Origin of the sequence: Streptomyces sp. NRRL F-5727, from assembly GCF_000719555.1 — a bacterium.
Lineage (GTDB): Bacteria > Actinomycetota > Actinomycetes > Streptomycetales > Streptomycetaceae > Streptomyces.
Genome location: NZ_JOGX01000009.1, coordinates 59,418 through 85,736 on the forward strand (window position 1 = coordinate 59,418; position 26,319 = coordinate 85,736).

A 26,319-nucleotide genomic window follows, 5' to 3' on the forward strand; every position below is an offset into this window, starting at 1 on the left:
AACGGGCCGACGGAGGCTCCGCTCCGGCCGCCCTCACCGCACCAGGCCGACGAGACGGAGTGGCACCGGATGCAGCACGCAGTGGGGGGACCGCTGCCATCGCCCGAGCAGCCGGGCCGGGCGCCCGGCCCGGCCCCGGCCGGCGCACACGGACCCGTACCCCCGCCCCCGCAGGCCGCGCCCTACCCGGGGCCGCCGTCCGGCGCGCCCGGCGGCCGGCTCGGCGTGCACCCCGCCGTGCAGCCGGGCCCGCCCTCGCCGCCGCCCGCCCAGGGACCCGGCGGCGCGGGCTGGGGCGCCGCCCCCGGAGCCGTACCGCCGCCCGGAGCCGTACCGCCGCCCGCGCCCGGGGGGATGTCCGCGCACGTCACCGGGGCCGTGCCGCTGGCGCCTCCGATGCCGCTGTACGAGCAGGGGCCCGGCACCGGGACGGCGACCCTCGCCGTCCTGCTCATCGGGCCGGCCGGCGCGGGCAAGACGACGGTCGCCCGGCACTGGGCGACCCGCCGGCCCGTCCCCACCGCCCACATCAGCCTCGACGACGTCCGGGAATGGGTGTGCTCCGGCTTCGCCGACCCGCAGTCGGGCTGGAACGAGCACTCCGAGGCGCAGTACCGGCTGGCCCGCCGCACCTGCGGCTTCGCCGCCCGCAACTTCCTCGCCAACGGCATCTCCTGCATCCTCGACGACGCCGTCTTCCCCGACCGGCCCGTCGTCGGCCTCGGCGGCTGGAAGCGGCACGTCGGCCCCGGCCTGCTCCCGGTGGTCCTCCTCCCCGGCCTGGAGGTCGTCCTGGAGCGCAACGCCCAGCGCTCCGGCAACCGGCGCCTCTCCGACGAGGAGGTCGCCGCGATCCACGGCCGGATGGCCGGCTGGTACGGCTCCGGGCTGCCGATCATCGACAACTCCGCGCTCGACGTGGAGGCCACGGCCCGGCTCCTCGACGAGGCCCTGGCCCGGGCGATAGCCGCGCCGCCCGGCGGCTGACCCCCGGCGTTCCACGGTCGGACGCCGCCGACAGGCCGGGGCGGGGCCGCGCTCGTAGGCTCGGAGACATGTCACAGGTGTATGCGGACCGCCGGGTCCGGCTGCGCGACCGGGTCGCCGCAGCGGGCAGCGCGGCGGCCCTGGTGTCCCGTCCCGCCAACGTCCGCTATCTCGCCGGCGGCGCCCCGCCGGGAGCCGTCCTGCTGGTCGGCCCCGAGCCGGGCGCCGACGTGCTGATCCGGCCCACCGCCGTCGAGGGCGAGCCCCTCGACGGGCGGCTGGACGAACAGCTCCGGCAGCAGCAGCTCCCGCTCGGCGGCGGGGACCCGGCCGTCGCCGCCGCGGAACTCGCCCGCCGGTCCGGAGCCGACGGCCTCGCCGTCGAGGAGCACGACCTGACGATGGCCCGCCACCGCACCCTCGGCGCCGCCGCGCCCGGACTCCGCCTCGCCGACCTCTCCTGCGCCGTCGAACAGCTCCGGGTGGTCAAGGACGAGGACGAGATCGGCTGTCTGCGCATCGCCGCCGAGATCGCCGACCAGGCCCTCGGCGAGCTCCTGGAGTCCATCCTCGTCGGCCGCACCGAGCGCCACCTCGCCCTCGAACTGGAGCGGCGGCTGGTCGACCACGGCGCCGACGGCGCCGCCTTCCCCACCTCCGTCGCCACCGGACCCCACTCCGGCCGGCGCGGCCACCGCCCCACCGACCGCCGGGTCGAGGAGGGCGACTTCCTGTCGGTCTGCCTCGGCGCCGACTACCGCGGCTACCGCTGCGAGATCGGCCGGACCTTCGTCATCGGCACCGCCCCGGCCGACTGGCAGATCGAGCTGTACGAGCTGGTCTTCGCCGCCCAGCGGGCCGGCCGGGAGTCCCTCGTGCCCGGCGCCGAGTACCGTGACGTGGACCGCGCGGCACGCCAGATCCTCGACGCCGGGGGCCACGCCGCGACCGCCGTACCCCTCACCGGACACGGCGTGGGGCTCGAAATCGACGAGGACCCGCAGCTCTCCCCCTCGGCCATGGGTAAACTGGACGCTTGTGTGCCGGTCACCGTCGAACCGGGGGTCCACCTCCCGGGCCGGGGCGGGGTCCGGATCGATGACACGCTCGTCGTGCGCCAGGAGGCGGACGGCGGACCCGAGCTACTCACCATCACGACCAAGGAGCTGCTCGCGCTGTAGGGCGCGTACGCCTCCTCGGTCCCACGTCAGTCCAGGAGATTCCGCAACCGTGGCTTCCACGAACGACCTCAAGAACGGCATGGTGCTCAAGCTCGAAGGCGGCCAGCTCTGGTCCGTCGTCGAGTTCCAGCACGTCAAGCCCGGCAAGGGCCCGGCCTTCGTGCGCACCAAGCTCAAGAACGTGCTGTCCGGCAAGGTCGTCGACAAGACCTTCAACGCCGGCGTGAAGGTGGAGACCGCGAACGTCGACAAGCGCGACATGCAGTTCTCCTACATGGACGGCGACTACTTCGTCTTCATGGACATGGACACGTACGACCAGCTGCACATCGACCGCAAGGTCGTCGGTGACGCCGCCAACTTCCTCATCGAGGGCTTCACCGCCCTGGTCGCGCAGAACGAGGGCCAGGTCCTCTACGTCGAGCTGCCGGCCGCCGTCGAGCTCACCATCGCCGAGACCGAGCCGGGCGTCCAGGGCGACCGCTCCACCGGTGGCACCAAGCCCGCCACCCTGGAGACCGGCCACCAGATCCAGGTCCCGCTCTTCATCACCACCGGTGAGAAGATCAAGGTCGACACCCGTGACAGCAGCTACCTCGGCCGGGTGAACAGCTAACCGTGGCCGCCCGGAGCAAGGCCCGCAGGCGGGCCTTCCAGATCCTGTTCGAGGCCGACCAGCGCGGCGCTTCGGTGCAGGAGGTCCTCGCGGACCAGATCCGGCTCCACCGTGCCGACGCGCAGCAGCCGCCGGTCGGTGACTTCACGATGCAGCTGGTCGAGGGGTACGCCCGGTACGTGGCCCGGATCGACGAGCTCATCGCCACCTACGCGGTGGACTGGGACCTCGACCGGATGCCCGCCGCCGACCGGAACATCGTGCGCCTCGGCGCCTACGAGGTGATCTGGGAGGACGGCACCCCGGACGCGGTGGCGATCGACGAGGCCGTGCAGCTGGCCAAGGAGTTCTCCACGGACGACTCCCCGGCCTTCGTCAACGGCCTCCTGGGGCGCTTCAAGGAGCTGAAGCCCCGACTGCGCCGGGACGTGGACGCCTAGTCCCCGAACGGCTCGTCGAAGGGGCCCGCGGCACTTCCGTGCCGCGGGCCCCTTCGCGTTTCGCGGGCGTTCCGCCGAACGGGTGAAAGGGAACGCGAAAGCGCCGGGCCCGTGGCGTCGAATGACGTCCACGGGCCCGGCGGCACGTTTCTGCAATGCGGAACTCGGGAGGCGCTCAGTTCTCCTCGTGGGCGACCGCGCGGCGCGCGTCCGCGTCGAGCACGCCCCAGCTGATCAGCTGCTCGGTCAGGACCGAGGGGGACTGGTCGTAGATGACGGCCAGGGTGCGCAGGTCGTCCTGGCGGATCGACAGCACCTTGCCGTTGTAGTCGCCGCGCTGCGACTGGATCGTCGCCGCGTAGCGCTGGAGCGGGCCGGCCTTCTCCTGCGGGACGTGGGCCAGGCGCTCCAGGTCCAGGACCAGCTTCGGCGGCGGCTCGGCGGCACCGCCGGGGGTCGTACCGGGCAGCAGCTCCTGCACCGGCACGCCGTAGAAGTCCGCCAGCTCGGCCAGGCGCTGCACGGTCACGGCGCGGTCGCCGCGCTCGTACGAGCCGACCACGACGGCCTTCCAGCGGCCCTGGGACTTCTCCTCCACCCCGTGGAGGGACAGGCCCTGCTGGGTGCGGATCGCGCGGAGTTTGGCCCCGAGCTGCTTTGCGTATTCGCTGGACATAACGCTCCCGGACGCTGTGACGACATGCGGCTGCGCCGCGCGGCTGGTAACTCACTGTGAGGTTACGCAGCGTTACTCTTTCCCGTCAAGCCGAAAGGGGCCCGCCACCCCCTCCCGGGGGACGGTCCGCCGCAGGTCGGAACGGGGGAGGGGGGAGCCCCGGAAAGCCCGTACGCGCGCCCCTGCTAAAGTGGACGCCGTACATCCGACGTCCTTTAAAGACCGTCCCGTGAGGCGGAGAAGGAGGTCCTTTCTTCATGGACACGCAAGCGCACACCGATGAGGCGCGGCCCGTTCTCGAGGCCCCCGACATCGCCCGGGTCCTGACCCGGATCGCCCACGAGATCGTCGAACGCGCCAAGGGCGCCGGCGACGTGGTCCTGCTCGGCATCCCCACCCGCGGCGTCTACCTCGCCCGCCGGCTGGCCGAGAAGCTCGAATCGATCACCGGCACCGAGGTCCCGGTCGGTTCCCTCGACATCACCATGTACCGCGACGACCTGCGGATGAAGCCGGCGCGCGCCATCGGCCGCACCGACATCCCCGCGGACGGCGTCGACGGCCGCCTCGTCGTCCTCGTCGACGACGTCCTCTTCTCCGGCCGCACCATCCGCGCCGCCCTCGACGCCCTCGGCGACATCGGCCGCCCCCGCGCGGTCCAGCTCGCCGTCCTCGTCGACCGCGGCCACCGCGAGCTGCCGATCCGCGCCGACTACGTCGGCAAGAACCTCCCCACGTCGCTGCGGGAGACCGTCAAGGTCCAGCTCGCCGAGGAGGACGGTCGCGACACCGTGCTGCTCGGCGGCAAGTCCGCCTCCTAGCCGGACCGGCCGTCCCGCGGGGCCACGGCACCTCCGTGTGCCCCCGCATGCCCTCACGCCTCCCCACCCCGGAGAGAAACCCCGATGATGCGTCACCTCATCTCGGCCGCCGACCTCACCCGCGACGACGCCGTCCTCATCCTCGACACCGCCGAGGAGATGGCCCGGGTGGCCGACCGGCCCATCAGGAAGCTGCCGACCCTCCGCGGCCGGACCATCTGCAACCTCTTCTTCGAGGACTCCACCCGGACCCGGATCTCCTTCGAGGCCGCCGAGAAGCGCCTCTCCGCCGACGTCATCAACTTCGCGGCCAAGGGCTCCAGCGTCTCCAAGGGCGAGTCCCTGAAGGACACCGCCCAGACCCTGGAGGCGATGGGCGTCGACGCCGTCGTCATCCGGCACAGCGCCTCCGGCGCCCCCTTCCGCCTCGCCACCTCCGGCTGGATCGACGCCCCCGTCATCAACGCGGGCGACGGCACCCACCAGCACCCCACCCAGGCCCTCCTGGACGCCTTCACCATGCGCCGCCGCCTCGTCGGCCGCGACGCCGGACTCGGCAGGGACCTGGCCGGCAAGCGGATCACCCTGGTCGGCGACGTCCTGCACAGCCGGGTCGCCCGCTCCAACGTCGACCTGCTGCACACCCTCGGCGCCGAGGTCACCCTGGTGGCCCCGCCCACCCTCGTCCCCGTCGGCGTCGAGAGCTGGCCCTGCGACGTCTCGTACGACCTCGACAGCGTGCTGCCGAAGTCCGACGCGGTGATGATGCTGCGTGTGCAGCGCGAGCGGATGAACGCCGCCTTCTTCCCGACCGAGCGCGAGTACTCGCGCCGCTACGGGCTCGACGGCGACCGGATGGCGAAGATGCCCGAGCACGCCATCGTCATGCACCCCGGCCCGATGGTCCGCGGCATGGAGATCACCGCCGAGGTCGCCGACTCCGACCGCTGCACGGTCGTCGAGCAGGTCGCCAACGGCGTCTCCGTCCGGATGGCCGTCCTCTACCTGCTGCTCGGCGGCTCCGAGCCCGCCGTCGCCCCCGCCACCACCCGCACCGAGGAGAGCAAGTAACGATGAGCAAGATCCTGATCCGCGGTGCGAAGGTGCTGGGCGGCGAGCCGCAGGACGTCCTGATCGACGGCGAGACCATCGCCGAGGTCGGCACCGGGCTGTCCGCCGAGGGCGCGACCGTGATCGAGGCCGACGGGCAGATCCTCCTCCCGGGCCTCGTCGACCTCCACACCCATCTGCGCGAGCCCGGCCGCGAGGACTCCGAGACCGTCCTCACCGGCACCCGCGCCGCCGCCTCCGGCGGCTACACGGCCGTCTTCGCCATGGCCAACACCCACCCGGTGGCCGACACCGCCGGCGTCGTCGAGCAGGTCTACCGGCTCGGCAAGGAGGCCGGCTACTGCGACGTGCAGCCCATCGGCGCCGTCACCGTCGGCCTGGAGGGCAAGAAGCTCGCCGAACTCGGCGCCATGCACGACTCCGCGGCCGGCGTCACCGTCTTCTCCGACGACGGCAAGTGCGTCGACGACGCCGTGATCATGCGCCGCGCCCTGGAGTACGTGAAGGCGTTCGACGGCGTCGTCGCCCAGCACGCCCAGGAGCCCCGCCTCACCGAGGGCGCCCAGATGAACGAGGGCGTCGTCTCCGCCGAGCTCGGCCTGGGCGGCTGGCCGGCCGTCGCCGAGGAGTCGATCATCGCCCGCGACGTCCTCCTCGCCGAGCACGTCGGCTCCCGCGTCCACATCTGCCACCTCTCCACCGCCGGCTCCGTCGAGATCGTCCGCTGGGCCAAGTCCCGCGGCATCGACGTCACCGCCGAGGTCACCCCGCACCACCTCCTCCTCACGGACGAGCTGGTCCGCACGTACAACCCGGTCTACAAGGTCAACCCGCCGCTGCGCACCGAGAAGGACGTCCTCGCGCTGCGCGAGGCGCTGGCCGACGGCACGATCGACATCGTCGCCACCGACCACGCACCGCACCCGCACGAGGACAAGGACTGCGAGTGGGCCGCCGCCGCCATGGGCATGGTCGGCCTGGAGACCGCGCTCTCCGTCGTCCAGCAGACGATGGTGGAGACCGGCCTCCTCGACTGGGCCGGCGTCGCCGACCGGATGTCCTCCGCCCCGGCCCGCATCGGCCGCGCCACCGGCCACGGACGGCCCGTCTCGGCTGGTGAGCCCGCGAACCTGGTCCTGGTCGATCCGGCTTACCGTGGGACGGTGGACCCCGCGGACTTCGCCTCCCGCAGCCGCAACACCCCCTACGAGGGCCGTGAGCTGCCGGGTCGCGTCACCCACACCTTCCTGCGGGGCCGGGCAACGGTCATGGACGGGAAGTTGGCGTGACACACCACATCGCAAGCGCGGCCCTCGCCGCGGAGCAGAAGTCGGCAGAGGTGACCGACTGGGCCGGCCGGATCGGCTGGGTCGTCGGACTCCTGCTCTTCGTCGCCTTCGTCTACTGGCTCATGCGCCAGGGCTGGAAGTGGCGCGGCAGCCTCCAGTCGGACCTGCCCGCGCTCCCCGAGGTGCCGGAGGCGCCCGGCGAGGCCAAGCTGACCCTGGACGGGCGCTACCACGGCTCCACCACCGCCGGGCAGTGGCTCGACCGGATCGTCGCGCACGGCCTCGGCACCCGCAGCCGCGCCGAGCTCACGCTCACCGACGCCGGGATCTCGGTCGTCCGCCCCGGGGCGAACGACTTCCTGATCCCCGCCGCCGCCCTGCGCGAGGCCCGTCTCGACAAGGGCATCGCCGGCAAGGTCCTCGCCGAGGGCGGGCTCCTGATCGTCACCTGGGAGCACGGCTCCACCCTCCTCGACTCCGGCTTCCGCTCCGACCGGGCCGCCGAGCACACCGCCTGGGTCGAGACCATCAACTCCATGATCGACACGACGGAAGGCATCGCACGATGACGACCTCCACAAGGGGAGCCCACGCTCCCGCCGTACTCGTCCTGGAGGACGGCCGCATCTTCCGCGGCCGCGCCTACGGGGCCGTGGGGGAGACCTTCGGCGAGGCCGTGTTCTCCACCGGCATGACCGGCTACCAGGAGACCCTCACCGACCCGTCGTACGACCGCCAGATCGTCGTCGCCACCGCCCCCCAGATCGGCAACACCGGCTGGAACGACGAGGACGACGAGTCGAGCCGCATCTGGGTCTCCGGCTACGTGGTCCGCGACCCCGCCCGCATCCCGTCGAACTGGCGCGCCAAGCGCAGCCTCGACGACGAGCTGGTCGCCCAGGGCGTCGTCGGCATCTCCGGCATCGACACCCGCGCCCTCACCCGCCACCTGCGCGAGCGCGGCTCCATGCGCGCCGGCGTCTTCTCCGGCGAGGCCCTGGCCCCCGAGGCCGAGCTGCTCGCCCGGGTGCAGGCCCAGCCGCACATGAAGGGCGCCAGCCTCTACGAGGAGGTCGCCACCAAGGAGCCGTACGTCGTCCCCGCGATCGGTGAGAAGAAGTTCACCGTCGCCGCCATCGACCTGGGCATCAAGGGCATGACCCCGCACCGGATGGCCGAGCGCGGCATCGAGGTCCACGTGCTGCCCGCCACCGCGAGCGTCGAGGACGTCTACGCGGTCGACCCGGACGGCGTCTTCTTCTCCAACGGCCCGGGCGACCCGGCCACCGCCGACGGCCCGGTCGCGCTCATGACCGCCGTCCTGGAGCGGAAGACCCCGCTCTTCGGCATCTGCTTCGGCAACCAGATCCTCGGCCGCGCGCTCGGCTTCGGCACATACAAGCTGAAGTACGGCCACCGCGGCATCAACCAGCCCGTCCAGGACCGGACGACCGGCAAGGTCGAGGTCACCGCGCACAACCACGGCTTCGCCGTCGACGCGCCCCTCGACAAGGTCTCCGAGACCCCCTTCGGCCGCGCCGAGGTCTCCCACGTCTGCCTGAACGACAACGTCGTGGAGGGCCTCCAGCTGCTCGACCAGCCGGCCTTCTCCGTCCAGTACCACCCCGAGGCGGCCGCGGGCCCGCACGACGCCGCGTACCTCTTCGACCGCTTCGTTTCTCTCCTGGAGGCCGAGCGTGCCTAAGCGCACCGATATCCAGTCCGTCCTGGTCATCGGCTCCGGCCCGATCGTCATCGGCCAGGCCGCCGAGTTCGACTACTCCGGCACCCAGGCGTGCCGCGTCCTCAAGGCCGAGGGCCTGCGGGTCATCCTGGTCAACTCCAACCCGGCCACGATCATGACCGACCCGGAGATCGCCGACGCCACCTACGTCGAGCCGATCACCCCCGAGTTCGTCGAGAAGATCATCGCCAAGGAGCGCCCCGACGCCCTCCTGCCCACCCTCGGCGGCCAGACCGCGCTCAACACCGCGATCTCCATGCACGAGCAGGGCGTCCTGGAGAAGTACGGCGTCGAGCTGATCGGCGCCAACGTCGAGGCCATCCACAAGGGCGAGGACCGCGACCTCTTCAAGGGCGTCGTCGAGGCCGTCAACGCCAAGATCGGCCACGGCGAGTCCGCCCGCTCGGTCATCTGCCACTCGATGGAGGACGTCCTCCAGGGCGTCGAGACGCTCGGCGGCTACCCCGTCGTCGTCCGCCCCTCCTTCACCATGGGCGGCGCCGGCTCCGGCTTCGCCCACGACGAGGAGGAGCTGCGCCGCATCGCCGGCCAGGGCCTCACGCTCTCCCCGACCACCGAGGTGCTCCTGGAGGAGTCCATCCTCGGCTGGAAGGAGTACGAGCTGGAGCTCATGCGCGACAAGCACGACAACGTCGTGGTCGTCTGCTCCATCGAGAACTTCGACCCGATGGGCGTCCACACCGGCGACTCCATCACCGTCGCCCCGGCGATGACGCTCACCGACCGCGAGTACCAGATCCTCCGCGACGTCGGCATCGCGATCATCCGCGAGGTCGGCGTCGACACCGGCGGCTGCAACATCCAGTTCGCGGTCAACCCCGACGACGGCCGCGTGATCGTCATCGAGATGAACCCGCGCGTCTCCCGCTCCTCGGCCCTCGCCTCCAAGGCCACCGGCTTCCCGATCGCCAAGATCGCGGCCCGGCTCGCCGTCGGCTACACCCTGGACGAGATCCCGAACGACATCACGGAGCAGACCCCGGCCTCCTTCGAGCCCACGCTCGACTACGTCGTGGTCAAGGCTCCGCGCTTCGCCTTCGAGAAGTTCCCCTCGGCCGACTCCACGCTGACCACCACCATGAAGTCGGTCGGCGAGGCCATGGCCATCGGCCGGAACTTCCCCGAGGCCCTCCAGAAGGCCCTGCGCTCCCTGGAGAAGAAGGGCTCGCAGTTCGCCTTCACCGGCGAGCCCGGCGACAAGGCCGAACTCCTCCGCGAGGCGGTCCGCCCGACCGACGGCCGCATCAACACCGTCATGCAGGCGATCCGCGCCGGCGCCACCCCGGAGGAGGTCTTCGAGTACACGAAGATCGACCCGTGGTTCGTCGACCAGCTCTTCCTGATCAAGGAGCTCGCCGACGAGCTCGCCGGCGCCGAGAAGCTCGGCCCCGAGCTGCTCGCCGAGGCCAAGCGCCACGGCTTCTCCGACGCCCAGATCGCGGAGATCCGCGGCCTGCGCGAGGACGTCGTCCGCGAGGTCCGGCACGCGCTCGGCGTCCGCCCCGTCTACAAGACGGTCGACACCTGCGCCGCCGAGTTCGCCGCGAAGACGCCGTACTTCTACTCCTCCTACGACGAGGAGTCCGAGGTCGCGCCGCGCGAGAAGCCCGCCGTGATCATCCTCGGCTCCGGCCCGAACCGCATCGGCCAGGGCATCGAGTTCGACTACTCCTGCGTCCACGCCTCCTTCGCCCTGAGCGACGCCGGCTACGAGACCGTGATGGTCAACTGCAACCCGGAGACCGTCTCCACCGACTACGACACCTCCGACCGGCTCTACTTCGAGCCGCTCACCCTGGAGGACGTCCTGGAGATCGTCCACGCCGAGTCCCTCGCGGGCCCGATCGCCGGCGTGGTCGTCCAGCTCGGCGGCCAGACCCCGCTCGGCCTCTCCCAGGCCCTCAAGGACAACGGCGTGCCGGTCGTCGGCACCTCCCCGGAGGCCATCCACGCCGCCGAGGACCGCGGCGCCTTCGGCCGCGTCCTGGAGGAGGCCGGTCTGCCGGCCCCCAAGCACGGCACCGCCACCACCTTCGCCGGCGCCAAGAAGATCGCCGACGAGATCGGCTACCCGGTCCTGGTCCGCCCCTCGTACGTGCTCGGCGGCCGCGGCATGGAGATCGTCTACGACGAGGCCCGCCTGGAGGCGTACATCGCCGAGTCCACCGAGATCAGCCCCACCCGGCCGGTCCTGGTCGACCGCTTCCTCGACGACGCCATCGAGATCGACGTCGACGCCCTCTACGACGGCGAGGAGCTCTACCTCGGCGGCGTCATGGAGCACATCGAGGAGGCCGGCATCCACTCCGGCGACTCGGCCTGCGCCCTGCCCCCGATCACCCTCGGCGGCTTCGACATCAAGCGGCTGCGCGCCTCCACCGAGGCCATCGCCAAGGGCGTCGGCGTCCGCGGACTGATCAACATCCAGTTCGCCATGGCCGGTGACATCCTCTACGTCCTGGAGGCCAACCCGCGCGCCTCCCGGACCGTGCCCTTCACCTCCAAGGCCACCGCCGTGCCGCTCGCCAAGGCCGCCGCCCGCATCTCGCTGGGCGCGACCATCGCCGAGCTGCGCGCCGAGGGCCTGCTGCCGAAGACCGGCGACGGCGGCACCCTGCCGCTCGACGCGCCGATCTCCGTCAAGGAGGCCGTGATGCCGTGGTCGCGCTTCCGCGACGTGCACGGCCGCGGCGTGGACACCGTCCTCGGCCCGGAGATGCGCTCCACCGGCGAGGTCATGGGCATCGACGCCGTCTTCGGCACCGCCTACGCCAAGTCGCAGGCCGGCGCCTACGGCCCGCTGCCCACCAAGGGCCGCGCCTTCATCTCCGTCGCCAACCGCGACAAGCGCTCGATGATCTTCCCGGCGCGCGAGCTGGTCGCCCACGGCTTCGAGCTGCTCGCCACCTCCGGCACCGCCGAGGTCCTCAAGCGCAACGGCATCAACGCCACCGTCGTGCGCAAGCTCAGCGAGGGCGAGGGCCCGAACGGCGAGAAGACCATCGTCCAGCTCATCCACGACGGCCAGGTCGACCTGATCGTCAACACCCCGTACGGCACCGGCGGCCGCCTCGACGGCTACGAGATCCGTACGGCGGCGGTGGCCCGCGGCGTCCCGTGCCTCACCACGGTCCAGGCGCTCGCCGCGGCCGTGCAGGGCATCGACGCCCTCAACCACGGCGACGTCGGCGTCCGTTCCCTCCAGGAACACGCCGAACACCTGACCGCGGCCCGCGACTAGCAGCCACCGAGGGGGACACCGGAAACGGTGTCCCCCTCTTCATGAGGACACCACCATGTACAAGCTCTTCTTCCAGCTCGTCTTCCAGCGCATGGACCCCGAGAAGGCCCACTACCTGGCCTTCCGCTGGATCCGGCTCGCGGCCCGCACCCCCGTCCTGCGCACCTTCGTCGCGGCCGTCCTCGCGCCCCGGTACAAGGAGCTGCGCACCGAGGCCCTGGGCCTCCGCATGCACGGCCCCTTCGGCCTCGCCGCCGGCTTCGACAAGAACGCCGTCGCCATCGACGGCATGGCGATGCTCGGCTTCGACCACGTCGAGATCGGCACCGTCACCGGCGAGGCCCAGCCCGGCAACCCGAAGAAGCGGCTCTTCCGCCTCGTCCCCGACCGGGCCCTGATCAACCGCATGGGCTTCAACAACGAGGGCTCCGCCGCCGTCGCCGCCCGCCTCCACGCGCGCGTGCCGGTCTTCAGGACCGTCGTCGGCGTCAACATCGGCAAGACCAAGGTCGTCGAGGAGGCCGACGCCGCCGCCGACTACGTGAAGTCCACCGAGCGGCTCGCCGCCCACGCCGACTACCTCGTCGTCAACGTCTCCTCGCCGAACACCCCCGGCCTGCGCAACCTCCAGGCCACCGAGTCGCTGCGCCCGCTGCTCACCGCCGTCCGCGAGGCCGCCGACCGCACGGTCACCGACCGTCGCGTCCCGCTCCTGGTGAAGATCGCCCCCGACCTCGCCGACGAGGACGTGGACGCCGTCGCCGACCTCGCCGTCGAGCTCGGCCTGGACGGCATCATCGCCACCAACACCACCATCGCCCGCGAGGGCCTCGGCCTGCGCTCCGCCCCGGCCCTCGTCCAGGAGACCGGCGGCCTCTCCGGCGCCCCGCTCAAGGAGCGCTCCCTGGAGGTCCTGCGCCGCCTGTACGCGCGCGTGGGCGACCGGATCGTCCTGGTGGGCGTCGGCGGCATCGAGAACGCCGAGGACGCCTGGCAGCGCATCCTCGCCGGCGCCACCCTGATCCAGGGCTACAGCGCCTTCATCTACGAGGGCCCCGGCTACGCCCGCGCCATCCACAAGGGCCTCGCCGCGCGCCTCGCGGCCTCCCCGTACGCCACGATCGCCGAAGCCGTCGGCGCCGACCACCGAAAGGCCGTGAAGTGACCCTCTCCTTCGGCACCCGCCTGCGCTCCGCCATGGACGAGCGCGGCCCGCTCTGCGTCGGCGTCGACCCGCACGCCTCCCTGCTCGGCTCCTGGGGCCTCGGCGACGACGTCGCGGGCCTGGAGCGCTTCACGTACACCGTGGTCGAGGCGCTGGCGGACACCGTCGCGGTCTTCAAGCCGCAGGCCGCCTTCTTCGAGCGCTTCGGCTCGCGTGGCATCGCCGTCCTGGAGCGCGCCACCGCCGACCTGCGCGCGGCCGGCGGGCTGGTCGTCATGGACGCCAAGCGCGGCGACATCGGCTCCACCATGGCCGCCTACGCGGAGACCTTCCTCCGGAAGGACTCCCCGCTCTTCTCCGACGCCCTCACGGTCTCCCCGTACCTCGGCTACGGCTCCCTGAAGCCGGCCGTCGACCTGGCCCGCGAGTCCGGCGCCGGCCTCTTCGTCCTCGCGCTGACCTCCAACCCGGAGGGCGCCGAGGTCCAGCGGGCGGTCCGGGAGGACGGCCGCACCATCGGCGCGACCATGCTCGCCCACCTCGCCGAGGAGAACGCGGGGGAGACCCCCATGGGGTCCTTCGGCGCGGTCGTCGGCGCCACCCTCGGCGACCTCTCCTCCTTCGACCTGGACATCAACGGCCCGCTGCTCGCCCCGGGCATCGGCGCCCAGGGCGCCACCCCGGCCGACCTCCCGGTCGTCTTCGGGGCCGCGGTCCGCAACGTCGTCCCGAACGTGAGCCGGGGCGTGCTGCGCGCCGGACCGGACGCGTCCGCCCTGCGGGACGCGGCGGCGCGCTACGCGGACGAGATCCGGGCGGCCGTCGCCGGCTGACCGGTCCCCGCCGCCGTCCGGGCATCCCCGCAGGTGGGAGCGGACGGCGGCCCCGGACGGTCGCCCGCGGCTCTACTTGACGAAAACTTGGCAGAAATCCGGGTCGATATGCCGGAAAAGTCCTGGTCGAGCGAGGCTGACCAGGACTTTTCCGCTGTTCTCGCTGACTGGAGCGGCCATGCCCGCTAGTCTCCGGGGCAGGGCAGACGTCCAACGGTCACGTCGTTGGACGTTGCTCCACTGGTGTGGGTCGACCAGGTCCCTCACCGGTCCGTATCCGACAGATCGACATCCGAGGTGACGTAGGCGTGGCTCTTCCGCCCCTTACCCCTGAACAGCGCGCAGCCGCGCTCGAAAAGGCCGCCGCGGCTCGCCGGGAGCGGGCCGAGGTCAAGAATCGACTCAAGCACTCCGGCGCCTCCCTCCACGAGGTCATCAAGCAGGGCCAGGAGAACGACGTCATCGGCAAGATGAAGGTCTCCGCCCTCCTTGAGTCCCTTCCCGGCGTCGGCAAGGTCCGCGCCAAGCAGATCATGGAGCGGCTCGGCATCTCCGAGAGCCGCCGTGTCCGGGGTCTCGGCTCCAACCAGATCGCCTCCCTGGAGCGCGAGTTCGGCGGCGCCGGCGCCTGATCCGGCGCCGGGGCCGGGGGCCGTACCGGGACATGCGTCCCGGGCACCCCGTCGATACTGGAATAATCGCTGCATGGCAGCAGAAGTACGTCCGCGGCTGACCGTGCTCTCCGGCCCCTCAGGGGTCGGCAAGAGCACGGTCGTCGCTCATATGCGCAAGGTCCACCCCGAGGTCTGGCTCTCGGTGTCGGCCACGACACGAAAGCCCCGCCCCGGCGAGAAGCACGGCGTCCAGTACTTCTTCGTCACGGACGACGAGTTCGACAAGCTGATCGCCAACGGTGAGCTCCTCGAGTGGGCCGAATTCGCGGGCAACCGCTACGGCACGCCCCGCAGCGCGGTCGTCGAGCGCCTGGAGAAGGGCGAGCCCGTCCTCCTGGAGATCGAACTCCAGGGCGCACGCCAGGTGAAGGAGTCCATGGCCGACTCCCGGCTGGTCTTCCTGGCCCCGCCCAGCTGGGAGGAGCTGGTCCGCCGGCTCACCGGCCGCGGCACCGAGTCGCCCGAGGTCATCGAGCGGCGGCTGGCGGCCGCCAAGGTCGAGCTCGCCGCCGAGTCGGAGTTCGACACCACGCTCGTCAACACCTCCGTCGAGGACGTCGCGCGTGAGCTGCTAACGTTGATGCACGTAGTCTGATCTTTTATCCATCTTCGGAAGGTAGAGCGTGTCCTCTTCCATCACCGCGCCCGAGGGCATCATCAACCCGCCGATCGACGAGCTGCTCGAGGCCACGGACTCGAAGTACAGCCTCGTGATCTACGCGGCCAAGCGCGCGCGTCAGATCAACGCGTACTACTCGCAGCTCGGTGAGGGCCTGCTGGAGTACGTCGGTCCCCTCGTCGACACCCACGTCCACGAGAAGCCGCTCTCGATCGCCCTGCGCGAGATCAACGCGGGTCTGCTGACCTCCGAGGCCGTCGAGGGCCCCGTTCAGTAAGCGTTGCGTTCGTCACCACAGGCCCGGCGGTCCTTCCGCCGGGCCTGTGGTGTCTCATGGAGCCGTCCGCCAGCCGAGAACACGCCGCCGTGTGGGGAGAGACAACCGTGACCAAGCCGAAGGTCGTCCTGGGGGTGAGCGGCGGCATCGCCGCCTACAAGGCGTGCGAGCTGCTGCGCCGGCTCACCGAGTCGGGCCACGACGTCCGCGTCGTCCCCACCGACTCCGCGCTCCACTTCGTCGGCGCCGCCACCTGGTCCGCGCTCTCGGGCAACCCGGTCTCCACCGAGGTCTGGGACTCCGTCCACGAGGTCCCGCACGTCCGCATCGGCCAGGCGGCCGACCTCGTCGTGGTCGCCCCCGCCACCGCCGACATGCTCGCCAAGGCCGCCCACGGCCTCGCCGACGACCTCCTCACCAACACGCTGCTCACCGCGCGCTGTCCGGTCGTCTTCGCCCCCGCCATGCACACCGAGATGTGGGAGCACCCGGCCACCCAGGAGAACGTGGCCACCCTCCGCCGCCGCGGCGCCGTCGTCATCGAGCCCGCCGTCGGCCGCCTCACCGGCGTCGACACCGGCAAGGGCCGGCTCCCCGACCCCGGCGAGATCTTCGACGTCTGCCGCAGCGTCCTCGCCCGCGGCGTCACCGTCCCGGACCTCGCCGGGCGCCACGTCGTGGTCTCCGCCGGCGGCACCCGCGAGCCCCTCGACCCGGTCCGCTACCTGGGCAACCGCTCCTCCGGCAAGCAGGGGTACGCCCTCGCCAAGGCCGCCGCCGCGCGCGGCGCCCGGGTCACCCTCGTCGAGGCCAACACCGCTCTGCCCGACCCGGCCGGCGTCGACGTCGTCCACGTCGGTACCGCCGTCCAGCTCCGCGAGGCCGTCCTCAAGGCCGCCGCCGACGCCGACGCGGTCGTCATGGCCGCCGCCGTCGCCGACTTCCGCCCGGCCACGTACGCCACCGGCAAGATCAAGAAGACGGACGACGGGGGAGCGCCGACCATCGAGCTGGTCCGCAACCCCGACATCCTCGCCGAGCTCTCCGCCGACCGCGCCCTGCCCGGCCAGGTCGTCGTCGGCTTCGCCGCCGAGACCGACGACGTGCTCGCCAACGGCCGCGCCAAGCTCGCCCGCAAGGGCTGCGACCTCCTCGTCGTCAACGAGGTCGGCGAGCACAGGACCTTCGGCTCGGAGGAGAACGAGGCCGTGGTCCTCGCCGCCGACGGCACCGAGACCCCGGTCCCGTACGGCCCGAAGGAAGCCCTCGCCGAGACCGTCTGGGACCTCGTCCTGCCGCGCCTGCGGGAGCGGACGACCTGACAGAGGATCCGGACGGGATCCGGACCCGATCCGGGCCGGGGGGCGCGCGAAACGCCGGGGCGCGAGTGATATGCGCCCCACCCCGCGGCCCCCTCCGGCCCCGTGCGTGGCCGGTTCGGCCCGCCACCGGCCATTCGCCAGTCGAGACACCTGGTCCAAGGTCCGACCTGGCCCGATAGACTGTCCGTGGAACGTCGCGGGGCGCAGCCCCCTGCCGGTCCGCGAAGAGAGTAGCCAGCAGCCGCTGCAACCCCAGGGAGCGTTGTGTCCCGTCGTCTGTTCACCTCGGAGTCCGTCACCGAGGGACACCCCGACAAGATCGCTGACCAGATCAGCGACACCATCCTCGACGCGCTGCTCCGGGAGGACCCCACCTCCCGCGTCGCCGTCGAGACGCTGATCACCACCGGCCTCGTGCACGTCGCCGGCGAGGTGACCACCAAGGCGTGGGCGGACATCCCCACCCTCGTCCGCAACAAGATCCTCGAGATCGGGTACGACTCCTCGAAGAAGGGCTTCGACGGCGCCTCCTGCGGCGTGTCGGTGTCCATCGGGTCGCAGTCCGCGGACATCGCGCAGGGTGTCGACACGGCCTACGAGCAGCGGGTCGAGGGCGACGAGGACGAGCTCGACAAGCAGGGCGCCGGCGACCAGGGCCTGATGTTCGGCTACGCCTCGGACGAGACCCCCGAGCTGATGCCGCTGCCGATCCACCTCGCGCACCGGCTCTCCCGCCGCCTCACCGAGGTCCGCAAGAACGGGACCATCCCGTACCTGCGCCCCGACGGCAAGACCCAGGTCACCATCGAGTACGACGGCGACAAGGCCGTCCGCCTCGACACGGTCGTCGTCTCCTCGCAGCACGCCTCGGACATCGACCTCGACTCGCTGCTCGCGCCCGACATCCGCGAGTTCGTCGTCGAGCACGTCCTGAAGCAGCTCGTCGAGGACGGCATCAAGCTCGACACCGACGGCTACCGCCTGCTGGTCAACCCGACCGGCCGCTTCGAGATCGGCGGCCCGATGGGCGACGCCGGCCTCACCGGCCGCAAGATCATCATCGACACGTACGGCGGCATGGCCCGCCACGGCGGCGGTGCCTTCTCCGGCAAGGACCCGTCCAAGGTGGACCGCTCGGCCGCCTACGCCATGCGCTGGGTCGCCAAGAACGTGGTCGCCGCGGGCCTCGCCTCCCGCTGCGAGGTCCAGGTCGCGTACGCGATCGGCAAGGCCGAGCCCGTCGGCCTCTTCGTCGAGACCTTCGGCACCAACACGGTGGAGACCGAGAAGATCGAGAACGCCATCGGCGAGGTCTTCGACCTCCGCCCGGCCGCGATCATCCGCGACCTCGACCTGCTCCGCCCGATCTACTCCCAGACCGCCGCCTACGGCCACTTCGGCCGCGAGCTGCCGGACTTCACCTGGGAGCGCACCGACCGCGTCGACGCCCTGAAGAAGGCCGCCGGTCTGTAAGGCGCACCGGAACACCGCCGAGGCCCGGCACCCCGTCACGGGGTGCCGGGCCTCGGCCTTCCCCCGTTGTCCGAGCGGTCTGGTAGGTATGGGGCTGTGAGCAGCGAGAAGGAGAATCCCGAGGGGCCCGAGCAGCTCGCGCTCATCCGGGAGACCGTGCGGAGGGCGAAGGTGCCGCGGGCCAAGCCGCGGACCTGGCGGGATGCCGCGCTCGCCAAGGAGCTGCCGGTCGCGCGGGTGGTGGTGAACAAGGGGGCGCTCCATCTCGACCAGTTCTTCGACTATGCGGTGCCCGAGGAGCTCGACGAGGTCGCCCGGCCCGGGGTGCGGGTGCGGGTGCGGTTCGGGGCCGGGGCCGGGCAGGTGCGGGGCGGGCGGCGGGAGGGCGGGCGGCTGATCGACGGGTTCCTCGTCGAGCGGCGGGCCGTCTCCGACTACTCCGGACCGCTGGCCGCGCTCGCCGACGTGGTGTCGCCCGAGCCCGTGCTCGGGCCCGAGCTGCTCGGTCTCGCGCGGGCCGTCGCCGACCGGTACGCGGGGAGCCTCGCCGACGTGCTCCAGCTCGCCGTGCCGCCGCGCAGCGCCGCCGCCGAGCGCCGCTCCTCGCCCGCGCCGCTGCCGCCGCCCCCGCCGCCCGCCGCGGGCAGCTGGGGGCGGTACGAGCAGGGGGCGGCGTTCCTGGAGTCGCTGGCCCGCGGCGGGACGCCGCGGGCGGTCTGGACGGCGCTGCCGGGGCCGTACTGGGCCGAGGAGATCGCCCGCGCGGTGGCCGCCACCCTCGCCTCCGGACGCGGCGCGCTCGTCGTCGTGCCCGACGGGCGGGCCGTCGGCCGGGTCGACGCGGCGCTCACCGCCGTCCTGGGGGAGGGGCGGCACGCGGTGCTCACCGCCGAGGCCGGGCCGGAGAAGCGGTACGGGCAGTGGCTCGCCGTGCGGCGCGGCTCCGTGCGGGCCGTCGTCGGCACCCGGGCCGCGATGTTCGCGCCGGTCGAGGACCTGGGCCTCGTCGTCATCTGGGACGACGGCGACGGCAGCCACAGCGACCCGCATGCCCCCCAGCCGCACGCCCGCGAGGTGCTGCTGCTGCGCGCCGCCCACGACCGGTGCGCCTTCCTCCTCGGCTCCACCGGCTGCACCGTGGAGGCCGCGCAGCTCGTCGAGTCCGGCTGGGCCCGGCCGCTCGCCGCAAGCCGCGACCAGGTCCGCAGGGCCGCGCCCCTCGTCCGTACCGTCGGCGACGACCTCCTCGCCCGGGACGGGGCCGCCCGGGCCGCCCGGCTGCCGTCGCTCGCCTGGGAGACCCTCCGGGACGGGCTGCGCACCGGCCCGGTGCTGATCCAGGTGCCCCGCCGGGGGTACGTGCCCCGGCTCGCCTGCCAGCAGTGCCGGACGCCCGCCCGCTGCCGCCACTGCGCCGGACCGCTGGAGGCGCCCGACCAGCGCGAGCTGCACTGCGGCTGGTGCGGGCGCGAGGCCCCCGCCTGGCACTGCGAGGCGTGCGGCTCGACCCGGCTGCGCGCGCAGGTGGTCGGCGCCCGGCGGACCGCGGAGGAGCTCGGCCGGGCCTTCCCCGCCGTGCCCGTACGGACCTCCGGACGCGACCACGTCCTGGACCGGGTCCCGGACCGCCCCGCCCTGGTCGTCTCCACCCCCGGCGCCGAACCGGTCGCCGACGGCGGCTACGCGGCGGCCCTGCTGCTCGACGGCTGGGCGCTGCTCGGCCGCCCCGACCTGCGGGCCGGCGAGGAGGCGCTGCGCCGCTGGATGGACGCGGCCTCGCTGGTCCGGGGGCAGGAGGAGGGCGGCACCGTGGTGGTGGTCGCCGAGCCCACGCTGCGGCCCGTGCAGGCCCTCGTCCGCTGGGACCCGGTCGGGCACGCCCAGCGGGAGCTGGCCGAGCGCGCCGAGCTGGGCTTCCCGCCGGTCTCCCGGATGGCCGCGGTGAGCGGCCCGCCCGAGTCGGTGGAGACCTTCCTGGCGGCCGCCGCGCTGCCGATGGACGCGGAGATCCTGGGGCCGGTGCCGCTGCCGGTCGTCCGCCCCGGGTCCGCCCGCCGGCCCGGCGACCCGCCGCCCGGCGAGCAGTGGGACCGCGCCCTGGTCCGGGTGCCGCCGGGCAGCGGCGCGGCCCTCGCGCAGGCCCTCAAGCACGCCCGGGCGAGCCGCCAGGCCCGCGGCACCGGCGACACCGTCCGGATCAGGGTCGACCCGCCGGACATCGGCTGACGTCCCGGAGGAGCGCCGGACACCCGGCACCCGGCAGCGGACACGACGACGGCCGCCGCCCCCTTCGGCCAGGGGGAGGCGGCCGGTCGTCGGCTCCGCGAGGTCAGCCGTTGCGCGGGCTGGGGAAGGCGGGCGAGCGGGGCTCGTCGCGGAGGGTGGCGCTCCCCGAGGTGGGCTGCGGCGGCATCGAGCGGGCGGCCGGCACCGAGGGAAGCGTGCGGGTCACGCCCGGCTCGGCGCCGCGCTCCGGCTCCACCACCGGCTGCTGGGGCGCCCGGCGGGCACCGTAACGGCGGTGGACGGCCTGCTTGGTGACGCCGAGCGCGGAGCCCACGGCGTCCCAGGAGAAGCCGAGGGAGCGGTCGAACTCGACGGCGGCGGTCACCAGGGTCTCGACGCTGTCGCGGAGCTCCTGGGCGAGCCGTACGGTGGGGGCGGGCGCGCGGCCGTAGACGACGAAGCCCGTGGACGGGCCGGAGCGGCGAGGGCGGTAGACATTGCCCAGCTGGGCCGTGAGCGTGCGCAGTGCGTCCACCTGCCGCCGGACCCGCTCGATGTCCCGCACCAACAGATGCAGGCTCGCCCGGGCTTGGGCGTCGTGGGTTGCGTGGTCGGCCATGTGAAAGCCTCTCGAACCGGCGATGGAGGGCCCGCCGCGGGGAGACGGCGGCCCTGTACGGTCAATCTCTCTTGACCAACGCGCCACCGGGAGTTGGGTCACGCTGCGGGGGCGTACACGCATATGCGCGGGGCGCTCGCCGCCGCGTACGCCCCCTCCCGGCCGGACGCCTAGACTGGTGCGTCGCCCGCAACGCCCCCGGACAGACAGGCAGTCGCCACCCATGAAGCTGGTCTTCGCAGGCACCCCCGAGGTCGCCGTCCCCGCCCTGGACGCCCTGCTCGCCTCCGGCCGCCACGAGGTCGCCGCCGTGGTCACCCGGCCGGACGCGCCCGCGGGCCGCGGCCGCCGTCTCGTCGCCAGCCCGGTCGCGCAGCGGGCCGAGGAGGAGGGCATCGAGATCCTGCGGCCCGCCCACCCGCGCGACGAGGACTTCCTCGCCCGGCTGCGCGAGATCGCCCCGGACTGCTGCCCGGTCGTCGCCTACGGCGCGCTGCTGCCGCAGAAGGCCCTCGAGATCCCGGCGCACGGCTGGGTCAACCTGCACTTCTCGCTGCTCCCGGCCTGGCGCGGCGCGGCGCCCGTGCAGCACGCGCTGATGGCGGGCGACGAGGTGACCGGGGCGAGCACCTTCCAGATCGAGAAGGGCCTCGACTCCGGCCCCGTCTACGGCGTGATCACCGAGGAGATCCGGGCCACCGACACCAGCGGCGACCTCCTCACCCGGCTCGCCTTCGCGGGCGCGGGGCTGCTCTCGGCCACCATGGACGGCATCGAGGACGGCACGCTCAAGGCCGTCCCGCAGCCCGCCGACGGCATCACCCTCGCCCCGAAGATCGAGGTCGAGGACGCCCACGTCGACTTCGCCGCCCCCGCGCTCCGCGTCGACCGGGTGATCCGCGGCTGCACCCCGGCCCCCGGCGCCTGGACCCTCTTCCGCGGCGAGCGCCTGAAGCTGATCCAGGCCGCCCCCGTCCCCGGCCGCGACGACCTCGCCCCCGGCGAGCTGGCGGCCGGCAAGAACAACGTGTTCGCGGGCACCGGCTCGTACGCCGTCGAGCTGCTCTGGGTCCAGCCGCAGGGCAAGAAGCCCATGAAGGCCGCCGACTGGGCCCGCGGCGTCCGCATCACCCCGGGCGAGCGCCTGGGCGCGTGACCTCGTCGCCGGCCGGGCGCGTGCCCCCGCCGCTGCTCCCCGACGGCCCTTGGGACGCCTGGGAGATCCGCCGGTACGACGGCAGCCGGCTCACCCTGGCCGCCGGGGCCGACCTCACGTACCACCACGAGCTGGAGGTGGAGCTGACGGACGTGCTCTATGTCCGGTGCCCGACGGCCTTCATGGACCCCGTCTTCCGCGAGCCCACGGCGGAGGAGTGGGCCGAGGCCGTCCGGACGGTCGGCGAGGAGCCGCCCGTGCTCCTGGCCTTCGACGCGGACGGCGGCGGCACCGCGCCCGTCGCCTGCCTGATCGCCGCCGAGGCGTGGGCGGTGCGGCGGGGGCGTTTTCCCCGGTAGGGGCGGGCGGACGTAGGCTGGACGGGTTCGACCCCTCATTTCGTCACGCGGAGCACCTTTGAGCGAGCAGGCACGTCGCCGTCCCCCCAAGCCCCACCGCCGGCCCAAGAAGGACCCCGTGCGGATGCTCGCCTTCGAGGTGCTGCGGGCGGTCGACGAGCGGGACGCCTACGCCAACCTCGTGCTGCCCCCGCTGCTGCGCAAGGCGCGTGAGAAGGAGGGCTTCGAGGCCCGGGACGCGGCGCTCGCGACCGAGCTGGTCTACGGGACGCTGCGGCGCCAGGGCACGTACGACGCGATCATCGCGGCCTGCGTCGACCGGCCGCTGCGCGAGGTCGACCCGCCGGTGCTCGACGTGCTGTCGCTCGGCGCGCACCAGCTGCTCGGCACCCGGATCCCGCCGCACGCCGCCGTCTCCGCCACCGTAGAGCTGGCCCGCGTGGTCCTCGGCGACGGGCGGGCCAAGTTCGTCAACGCCGTGCTGCGGAAGATCGCGCGGCAGGACCTCGACGGCTGGCTGGCCGAGGTCGCCCCGCCGTACGAGAAGGACGCCGAGGACCACCTCGCCGTCATGCACTCCCACCCCCGCTGGGTGGTCTCCGCGCTCTGGGACGCGCTCGGCGGCGGCCGCGCCGGCATCGAGGCGCTCCTGGAGGCCGACAACGAGCGGCCCGAGGTCACCCTCGTCGCCCGGCCCGGCCGGTCCACCGTCGAGGAGCTGGCCGGGGCCGCCGAGACCGAGCCGGGGCGCTGGTCGCCGTACGCCCTGCGGCTCACCGACGGCGGCGAGCCCGGCGCCATCGAGGCGGTCCGGGACGGCCGGGCCGGCGTCCAGGACGAGGGCAGCCAGCTCGTCGCCATCGCGCTGGCGAACGCGCCGCTCGACGGCCCCGACACCCGCTGGCTCGACGGCTGCGCGGGCCCCGGCGGCAAGGCCGCCCTGCTCGGCGCGCTGGCCGCCGAGCGCGGCGCCGCCCTGCTCGCCTCCGAGAAGCAGCCGCACCGCGCCCGGCTCGTGGAGCGCGCGCTGGCCGGCAACCCCGGCCCGTACCAGGTCATCGCCGCCGACGGCACCCGCCCGCCGTGGCGCGAGGGCTCCTTCGACCGCGTCCTGGTCGACGTGCCCTGCTCCGGACTCGGCGCCCTGCGCCGCCGCCCCGAGGCCCGCTGGCGCCGCCGCCCCGAGGACCTGGACGGCTTCGGCCCGCTCCAGCGCGGGCTGCTCACCGAGGCGCTGAAGGCGGTCCGGGTCGGCGGGGTCGTCGGGTACGCGACCTGCTCGCCGCACCTCGCCGAGACCCGGGTCGTCGTCGACGACGTCCTCAAGAGGCTCGGCGGCGGCGAGCTGATCGACGCCCGCCCGTACTTCCCCGGCGTGGACGACCTCGGAGACGGTCCCGACGTCCAGCTGTGGCCGCATCTGCACGGTACGGACGCCATGTACCTGGCGCTGATCCGCCGGACCGCCTGACGGTTTCCACTGGTCCGTACCAGTACGTCCGGTGCCGGAACGACCGCGTACCGGTCCGCGGCGTAGAAGTCCCCGAGAACGTGGCAGGCTTGGCACATGGCGCAGATCAATCCCAGCATCCTCTCCGCAGACTTCGCCCGCCTCGCGGACGAGGCCAAGGCCGTCGACGGCGCCGACTGGCTGCACGTCGACGTCATGGACAACCACTTCGTGCCCAACCTGACGCTGGGCGTGCCGATCGTCGAGTCGCTGAGCCGGGCGACCGACATCCCCCTCGACTGCCATCTGATGATCGAGGACCCGGACCGCTGGGCGCCGCAGTACGTGGAGGCCGGTGCGGGCTCGGTCACCTTCCACGTGGAGGCCGCCGCCGCGCCGGTCCGGCTCGCCCGGGAGATCCGCGCCAAGGGCGCCCGGGCGTCCATGGCGCTCAAGCCGGCCACCCCCGTCGAGCCCTTCGAGGACCTGCTCCCCGAGCTCGACATGCTGCTCATCATGACCGTGGAGCCCGGCTTCGGCGGCCAGGCGTTCCTCGACATCATGCTGCCCAAGATCCGCCGCACCCGTGAGCTGATCGCCAAGCACGGCCTGGAGCTGTGGCTCCAGGTCGACGGCGGCGTCTCCGAGGCGACCATCGAGCGCTGCGCCGAGGCGGGCGCCGACGTCTTCGTGGCCGGCTCGGCGGTCTACGGGGCGGCCGACCCGGCCGCCGCGGTGGCCGCGCTGCGGGCCAAGGCGGACGCGGCGACGGCCGGTGCCGCCTGGGCGTGTGGCCACTGAGCCTCCGGCCGGTGAACGCGGTCCGACGGGCCGCCGACAGGACTGATCAAGGCCCGCGGTTTCTGACAGGATGAACAGCGGGTCCAGAGTGTGAACGAACACGGATCGTGGACAGCGGTGCGTGAACAGCAGTGAGGAGATCGCGGTGGCGGGAATGTCGGCGGGACGGTCAGCCCTGCGGATGGGCCCCGCGGAGCTGGTGCAGGCGGCGGCCATGGCCCGTCGCTTCTACCTGGAGGGGAAGTCCAAGATCCAGATCGCCGAGGAGTTCGGCGTGAGCCGCTTCAAGGTGGCCCGGGTCCTGGAGACCGCTCTGGAGCGGGATCTCGTGCGCATCGAGATCCGGGTACCGGCCGAGCTGGACGCCGAACGCTCCGACGCGCTGCGCGCCCGTTACGGGCTCCGCCACGCCGTCGTGGTGGAGTCCCCGGCGGAGGACGACGAGTCGCCCGACCCCGAGAACCTGGGCGAGGTCGCCGCCGACCTGCTCGGCGAGCTGGTCACCGAGGGCGACGTCCTCGGCCTGGCCTGGGGCCGCTCGACCATCCACATGGCGGCCGCCCTCGACCGGCTGCCCCCGTGCACGGTGGTCCAGCTCACCGGCGTGTACGACGCCGGGACCGCCGAGCGCGGCTCGGTCGAGGCGGTCCGGCGCGCCGCCCAGGTCTCCGGCGGCGAGGCCCACCCCATCTACGCGCCCATGCTGCTGCCGGACCCGGCGACCGCCGCCGCGCTGCGCAGCCAGACCGGCATCGCCCGGGCCTTCGAGTACTTCGACAAGGTCACCGTCGCCTGCGTCTCCATCGGCTCCTGGGAGCCCGGCATCTCCACCGTCCACGACATGCTCTCCGAGGAGGAGCGCGCCCACTACGCCTCCCTGGGCGTGGCCGCCGAGATGTCCGCGCACCTCTTCGACGCCGAGGGCCGCCGGGTCGGCCGCGACCTGGGCGAGCGGTGCATCACCGTCGAGGCGGACCGGCTGCGCCGGATCCCCGAGGTCGTCGCCATCGCGGGCGGCCAGCGCAAGGCGGCGGCGATCGGCGCGGTGCTCCGCTCCGGCCTCGTCACCAGCCTGGTCACCGACCGCTCGGCGGCCGACTACCTGCTCACCGCGTCCAGCCCGGGCCCGCGCCCGGCCCTGGAGCGCGCCGACCCGGACACCACTGCCGGCGGCCGCTGACCGCACGACCGCCCGGAGGGCACCGGCCGCACCCGCGGCCGGTGCCCTCCGGCCGTCCGGGCGCGTCCCCGGGCGGCG

Annotated in this window: 25 protein-coding genes; 23 read left to right on the forward strand and 2 right to left on the reverse strand. The window is 73.2% G+C overall.

The window, feature by feature from the left end:
* Positions 1-69 precede the first annotated feature (69 nt).
* The 4 genes from IF73_RS0109575 (at position 70) to nusB (ending at position 3,224) form a co-directional block, all read left to right on the forward strand.
* The gene (locus IF73_RS0109575) at positions 70-987 is read left to right on the forward strand and encodes an AAA family ATPase (RefSeq protein WP_031005565.1); all 918 of its coding nucleotides are present in this window, start codon (positions 70-72) and stop codon (positions 985-987) included.
* A gap of 68 nt (positions 988-1,055) precedes the next feature.
* Positions 1,056-2,168: a M24 family metallopeptidase gene (locus IF73_RS0109580; protein WP_031005567.1), complete on the forward strand. Its 1,113-nt coding sequence runs from the start codon at positions 1,056-1,058 to the stop codon at positions 2,166-2,168.
* Positions 2,169-2,217: 49 nt separating this feature from the next.
* A complete protein-coding gene (gene efp, locus IF73_RS0109585) occupies positions 2,218-2,784 on the forward strand; it encodes an elongation factor P (protein WP_031005569.1) in 567 nt (188 codons plus the stop codon).
* Between the two features lie 2 nt (positions 2,785-2,786).
* Positions 2,787-3,224 carry a transcription antitermination factor NusB gene (nusB, locus tag IF73_RS0109590; RefSeq protein ID WP_031005571.1) on the forward strand — a complete coding sequence of 146 codons (438 nt, stop codon included), beginning with the start codon at positions 2,787-2,789 and terminating at the stop codon, positions 3,222-3,224.
* A gap of 175 nt (positions 3,225-3,399) precedes the next feature.
* Here the strand turns inward: nusB and bldD are convergent, their stop codons facing one another.
* Positions 3,400-3,900 (reverse strand): transcriptional regulator BldD, encoded by a 501-nt coding sequence (gene bldD / locus IF73_RS0109595; protein ID WP_015032294.1) that lies wholly within the window; start codon positions 3,898-3,900, stop codon positions 3,400-3,402.
* A gap of 257 nt (positions 3,901-4,157) precedes the next feature.
* Between bldD and pyrR the strand changes: the two genes are divergently transcribed.
* The 14 genes from pyrR (at position 4,158) to IF73_RS0109665 (ending at position 20,676) form a co-directional block, all read left to right on the forward strand.
* Positions 4,158-4,721, forward strand: a complete 564-nt coding sequence (gene pyrR, locus IF73_RS0109600) for a bifunctional pyr operon transcriptional regulator/uracil phosphoribosyltransferase PyrR (RefSeq protein WP_031005574.1) — start codon at positions 4,158-4,160, stop codon at positions 4,719-4,721.
* 84 nt (positions 4,722-4,805) lie between these two features.
* Positions 4,806-5,792: an aspartate carbamoyltransferase catalytic subunit gene (locus tag IF73_RS0109605; protein WP_031005575.1), complete on the forward strand. Its 987-nt coding sequence runs from the start codon at positions 4,806-4,808 to the stop codon at positions 5,790-5,792.
* A 2-nt stretch (positions 5,793-5,794) separates the two neighbouring features.
* Positions 5,795-7,081, forward strand: coding sequence for a dihydroorotase (locus IF73_RS0109610; protein WP_031005577.1), 1,287 nt, complete (start codon positions 5,795-5,797; stop codon positions 7,079-7,081).
* A complete protein-coding gene (locus tag IF73_RS0109615) occupies positions 7,078-7,650 on the forward strand; it encodes a hypothetical protein (protein ID WP_031005579.1) in 573 nt (190 codons plus the stop codon). The genes IF73_RS0109610 and IF73_RS0109615 overlap by 4 nt, the downstream gene beginning before the upstream one ends.
* A complete protein-coding gene (gene carA, locus IF73_RS0109620; protein WP_031005581.1) occupies positions 7,647-8,786 on the forward strand; it encodes a glutamine-hydrolyzing carbamoyl-phosphate synthase small subunit in 1,140 nt (379 codons plus the stop codon). Before IF73_RS0109615 ends, carA begins: the two co-directional genes overlap by 4 nt.
* On the forward strand, positions 8,779-12,087 hold the full coding sequence (carB, locus tag IF73_RS0109625) for a carbamoyl-phosphate synthase large subunit (protein WP_031005583.1): 3,309 nt from the start codon (positions 8,779-8,781) through the stop codon (positions 12,085-12,087). The genes carA and carB overlap by 8 nt, the downstream gene beginning before the upstream one ends.
* 55 nt (positions 12,088-12,142) lie before the next feature.
* Positions 12,143-13,252 carry a quinone-dependent dihydroorotate dehydrogenase gene (locus IF73_RS0109630; protein WP_031005585.1) on the forward strand — a complete coding sequence of 370 codons (1,110 nt, stop codon included), beginning with the start codon at positions 12,143-12,145 and terminating at the stop codon, positions 13,250-13,252.
* Positions 13,249-14,085 (forward strand): orotidine-5'-phosphate decarboxylase, encoded by an 837-nt coding sequence (gene pyrF, locus IF73_RS0109635; RefSeq protein ID WP_031005587.1) that lies wholly within the window; start codon positions 13,249-13,251, stop codon positions 14,083-14,085. Before IF73_RS0109630 ends, pyrF begins: the two co-directional genes overlap by 4 nt.
* Before the next feature lie 308 nt (positions 14,086-14,393).
* A complete protein-coding gene (locus tag IF73_RS0109640; RefSeq protein WP_030493613.1) occupies positions 14,394-14,717 on the forward strand; it encodes an integration host factor in 324 nt (107 codons plus the stop codon).
* Between the two features lie 73 nt (positions 14,718-14,790).
* The gene (gmk, locus tag IF73_RS0109645) at positions 14,791-15,354 is read left to right on the forward strand and encodes a guanylate kinase (RefSeq protein ID WP_031005589.1); all 564 of its coding nucleotides are present in this window, start codon (positions 14,791-14,793) and stop codon (positions 15,352-15,354) included.
* Positions 15,355-15,382: 28 nt separating this feature from the next.
* Entirely contained in the window at positions 15,383-15,655 is a 273-nt protein-coding gene (gene rpoZ / locus IF73_RS0109650; RefSeq protein ID WP_030493615.1) for a DNA-directed RNA polymerase subunit omega, read from the forward strand.
* Positions 15,656-15,711: 56 nt separating this feature from the next.
* The gene (coaBC, locus tag IF73_RS0109655) at positions 15,712-16,977 is read left to right on the forward strand and encodes a bifunctional phosphopantothenoylcysteine decarboxylase/phosphopantothenate--cysteine ligase CoaBC (protein ID WP_051716638.1); all 1,266 of its coding nucleotides are present in this window, start codon (positions 15,712-15,714) and stop codon (positions 16,975-16,977) included.
* Between the two features lie 264 nt (positions 16,978-17,241).
* Positions 17,242-18,450, forward strand: a complete 1,209-nt coding sequence (gene metK / locus IF73_RS0109660) for a methionine adenosyltransferase (RefSeq protein WP_031005593.1) — start codon at positions 17,242-17,244, stop codon at positions 18,448-18,450.
* A 96-nt stretch (positions 18,451-18,546) separates the two neighbouring features.
* A complete protein-coding gene (locus tag IF73_RS0109665; RefSeq protein ID WP_031005595.1) occupies positions 18,547-20,676 on the forward strand; it encodes a primosomal protein N' in 2,130 nt (709 codons plus the stop codon).
* A gap of 103 nt (positions 20,677-20,779) precedes the next feature.
* Here the strand turns inward: IF73_RS0109665 and IF73_RS0109670 are convergent, their stop codons facing one another.
* Entirely contained in the window at positions 20,780-21,295 is a 516-nt protein-coding gene (locus IF73_RS0109670; protein WP_031005597.1) for a hypothetical protein, read from the reverse strand.
* 223 nt (positions 21,296-21,518) lie between these two features.
* On the opposite strand from IF73_RS0109670, the gene fmt reads away from it, so the two are divergent.
* The 5 genes from fmt to IF73_RS0109695 all read left to right on the forward strand — a co-directional run bounded on the left by fmt (position 21,519) and on the right by IF73_RS0109695 (position 26,241).
* Complete coding sequence (gene fmt / locus IF73_RS0109675; RefSeq protein ID WP_031005599.1) at positions 21,519-22,451, forward strand: methionyl-tRNA formyltransferase; 933 nt, start codon at positions 21,519-21,521, stop codon at positions 22,449-22,451.
* Positions 22,448-22,810: a hypothetical protein gene (locus tag IF73_RS0109680; protein WP_063833414.1), complete on the forward strand. Its 363-nt coding sequence runs from the start codon at positions 22,448-22,450 to the stop codon at positions 22,808-22,810. The genes fmt and IF73_RS0109680 overlap by 4 nt, the downstream gene beginning before the upstream one ends.
* 58 nt (positions 22,811-22,868) lie before the next feature.
* Positions 22,869-24,281 (forward strand): RsmB/NOP family class I SAM-dependent RNA methyltransferase, encoded by a 1,413-nt coding sequence (locus IF73_RS0109685; RefSeq protein ID WP_031005602.1) that lies wholly within the window; start codon positions 22,869-22,871, stop codon positions 24,279-24,281.
* A gap of 96 nt (positions 24,282-24,377) precedes the next feature.
* Positions 24,378-25,061 (forward strand): ribulose-phosphate 3-epimerase, encoded by a 684-nt coding sequence (rpe, locus tag IF73_RS0109690; protein WP_031005604.1) that lies wholly within the window; start codon positions 24,378-24,380, stop codon positions 25,059-25,061.
* A gap of 121 nt (positions 25,062-25,182) precedes the next feature.
* Positions 25,183-26,241 carry a sugar-binding transcriptional regulator gene (locus tag IF73_RS0109695; protein ID WP_078867995.1) on the forward strand — a complete coding sequence of 353 codons (1,059 nt, stop codon included), beginning with the start codon at positions 25,183-25,185 and terminating at the stop codon, positions 26,239-26,241.
* Positions 26,242-26,319: the final 78 nt, after the last annotated feature.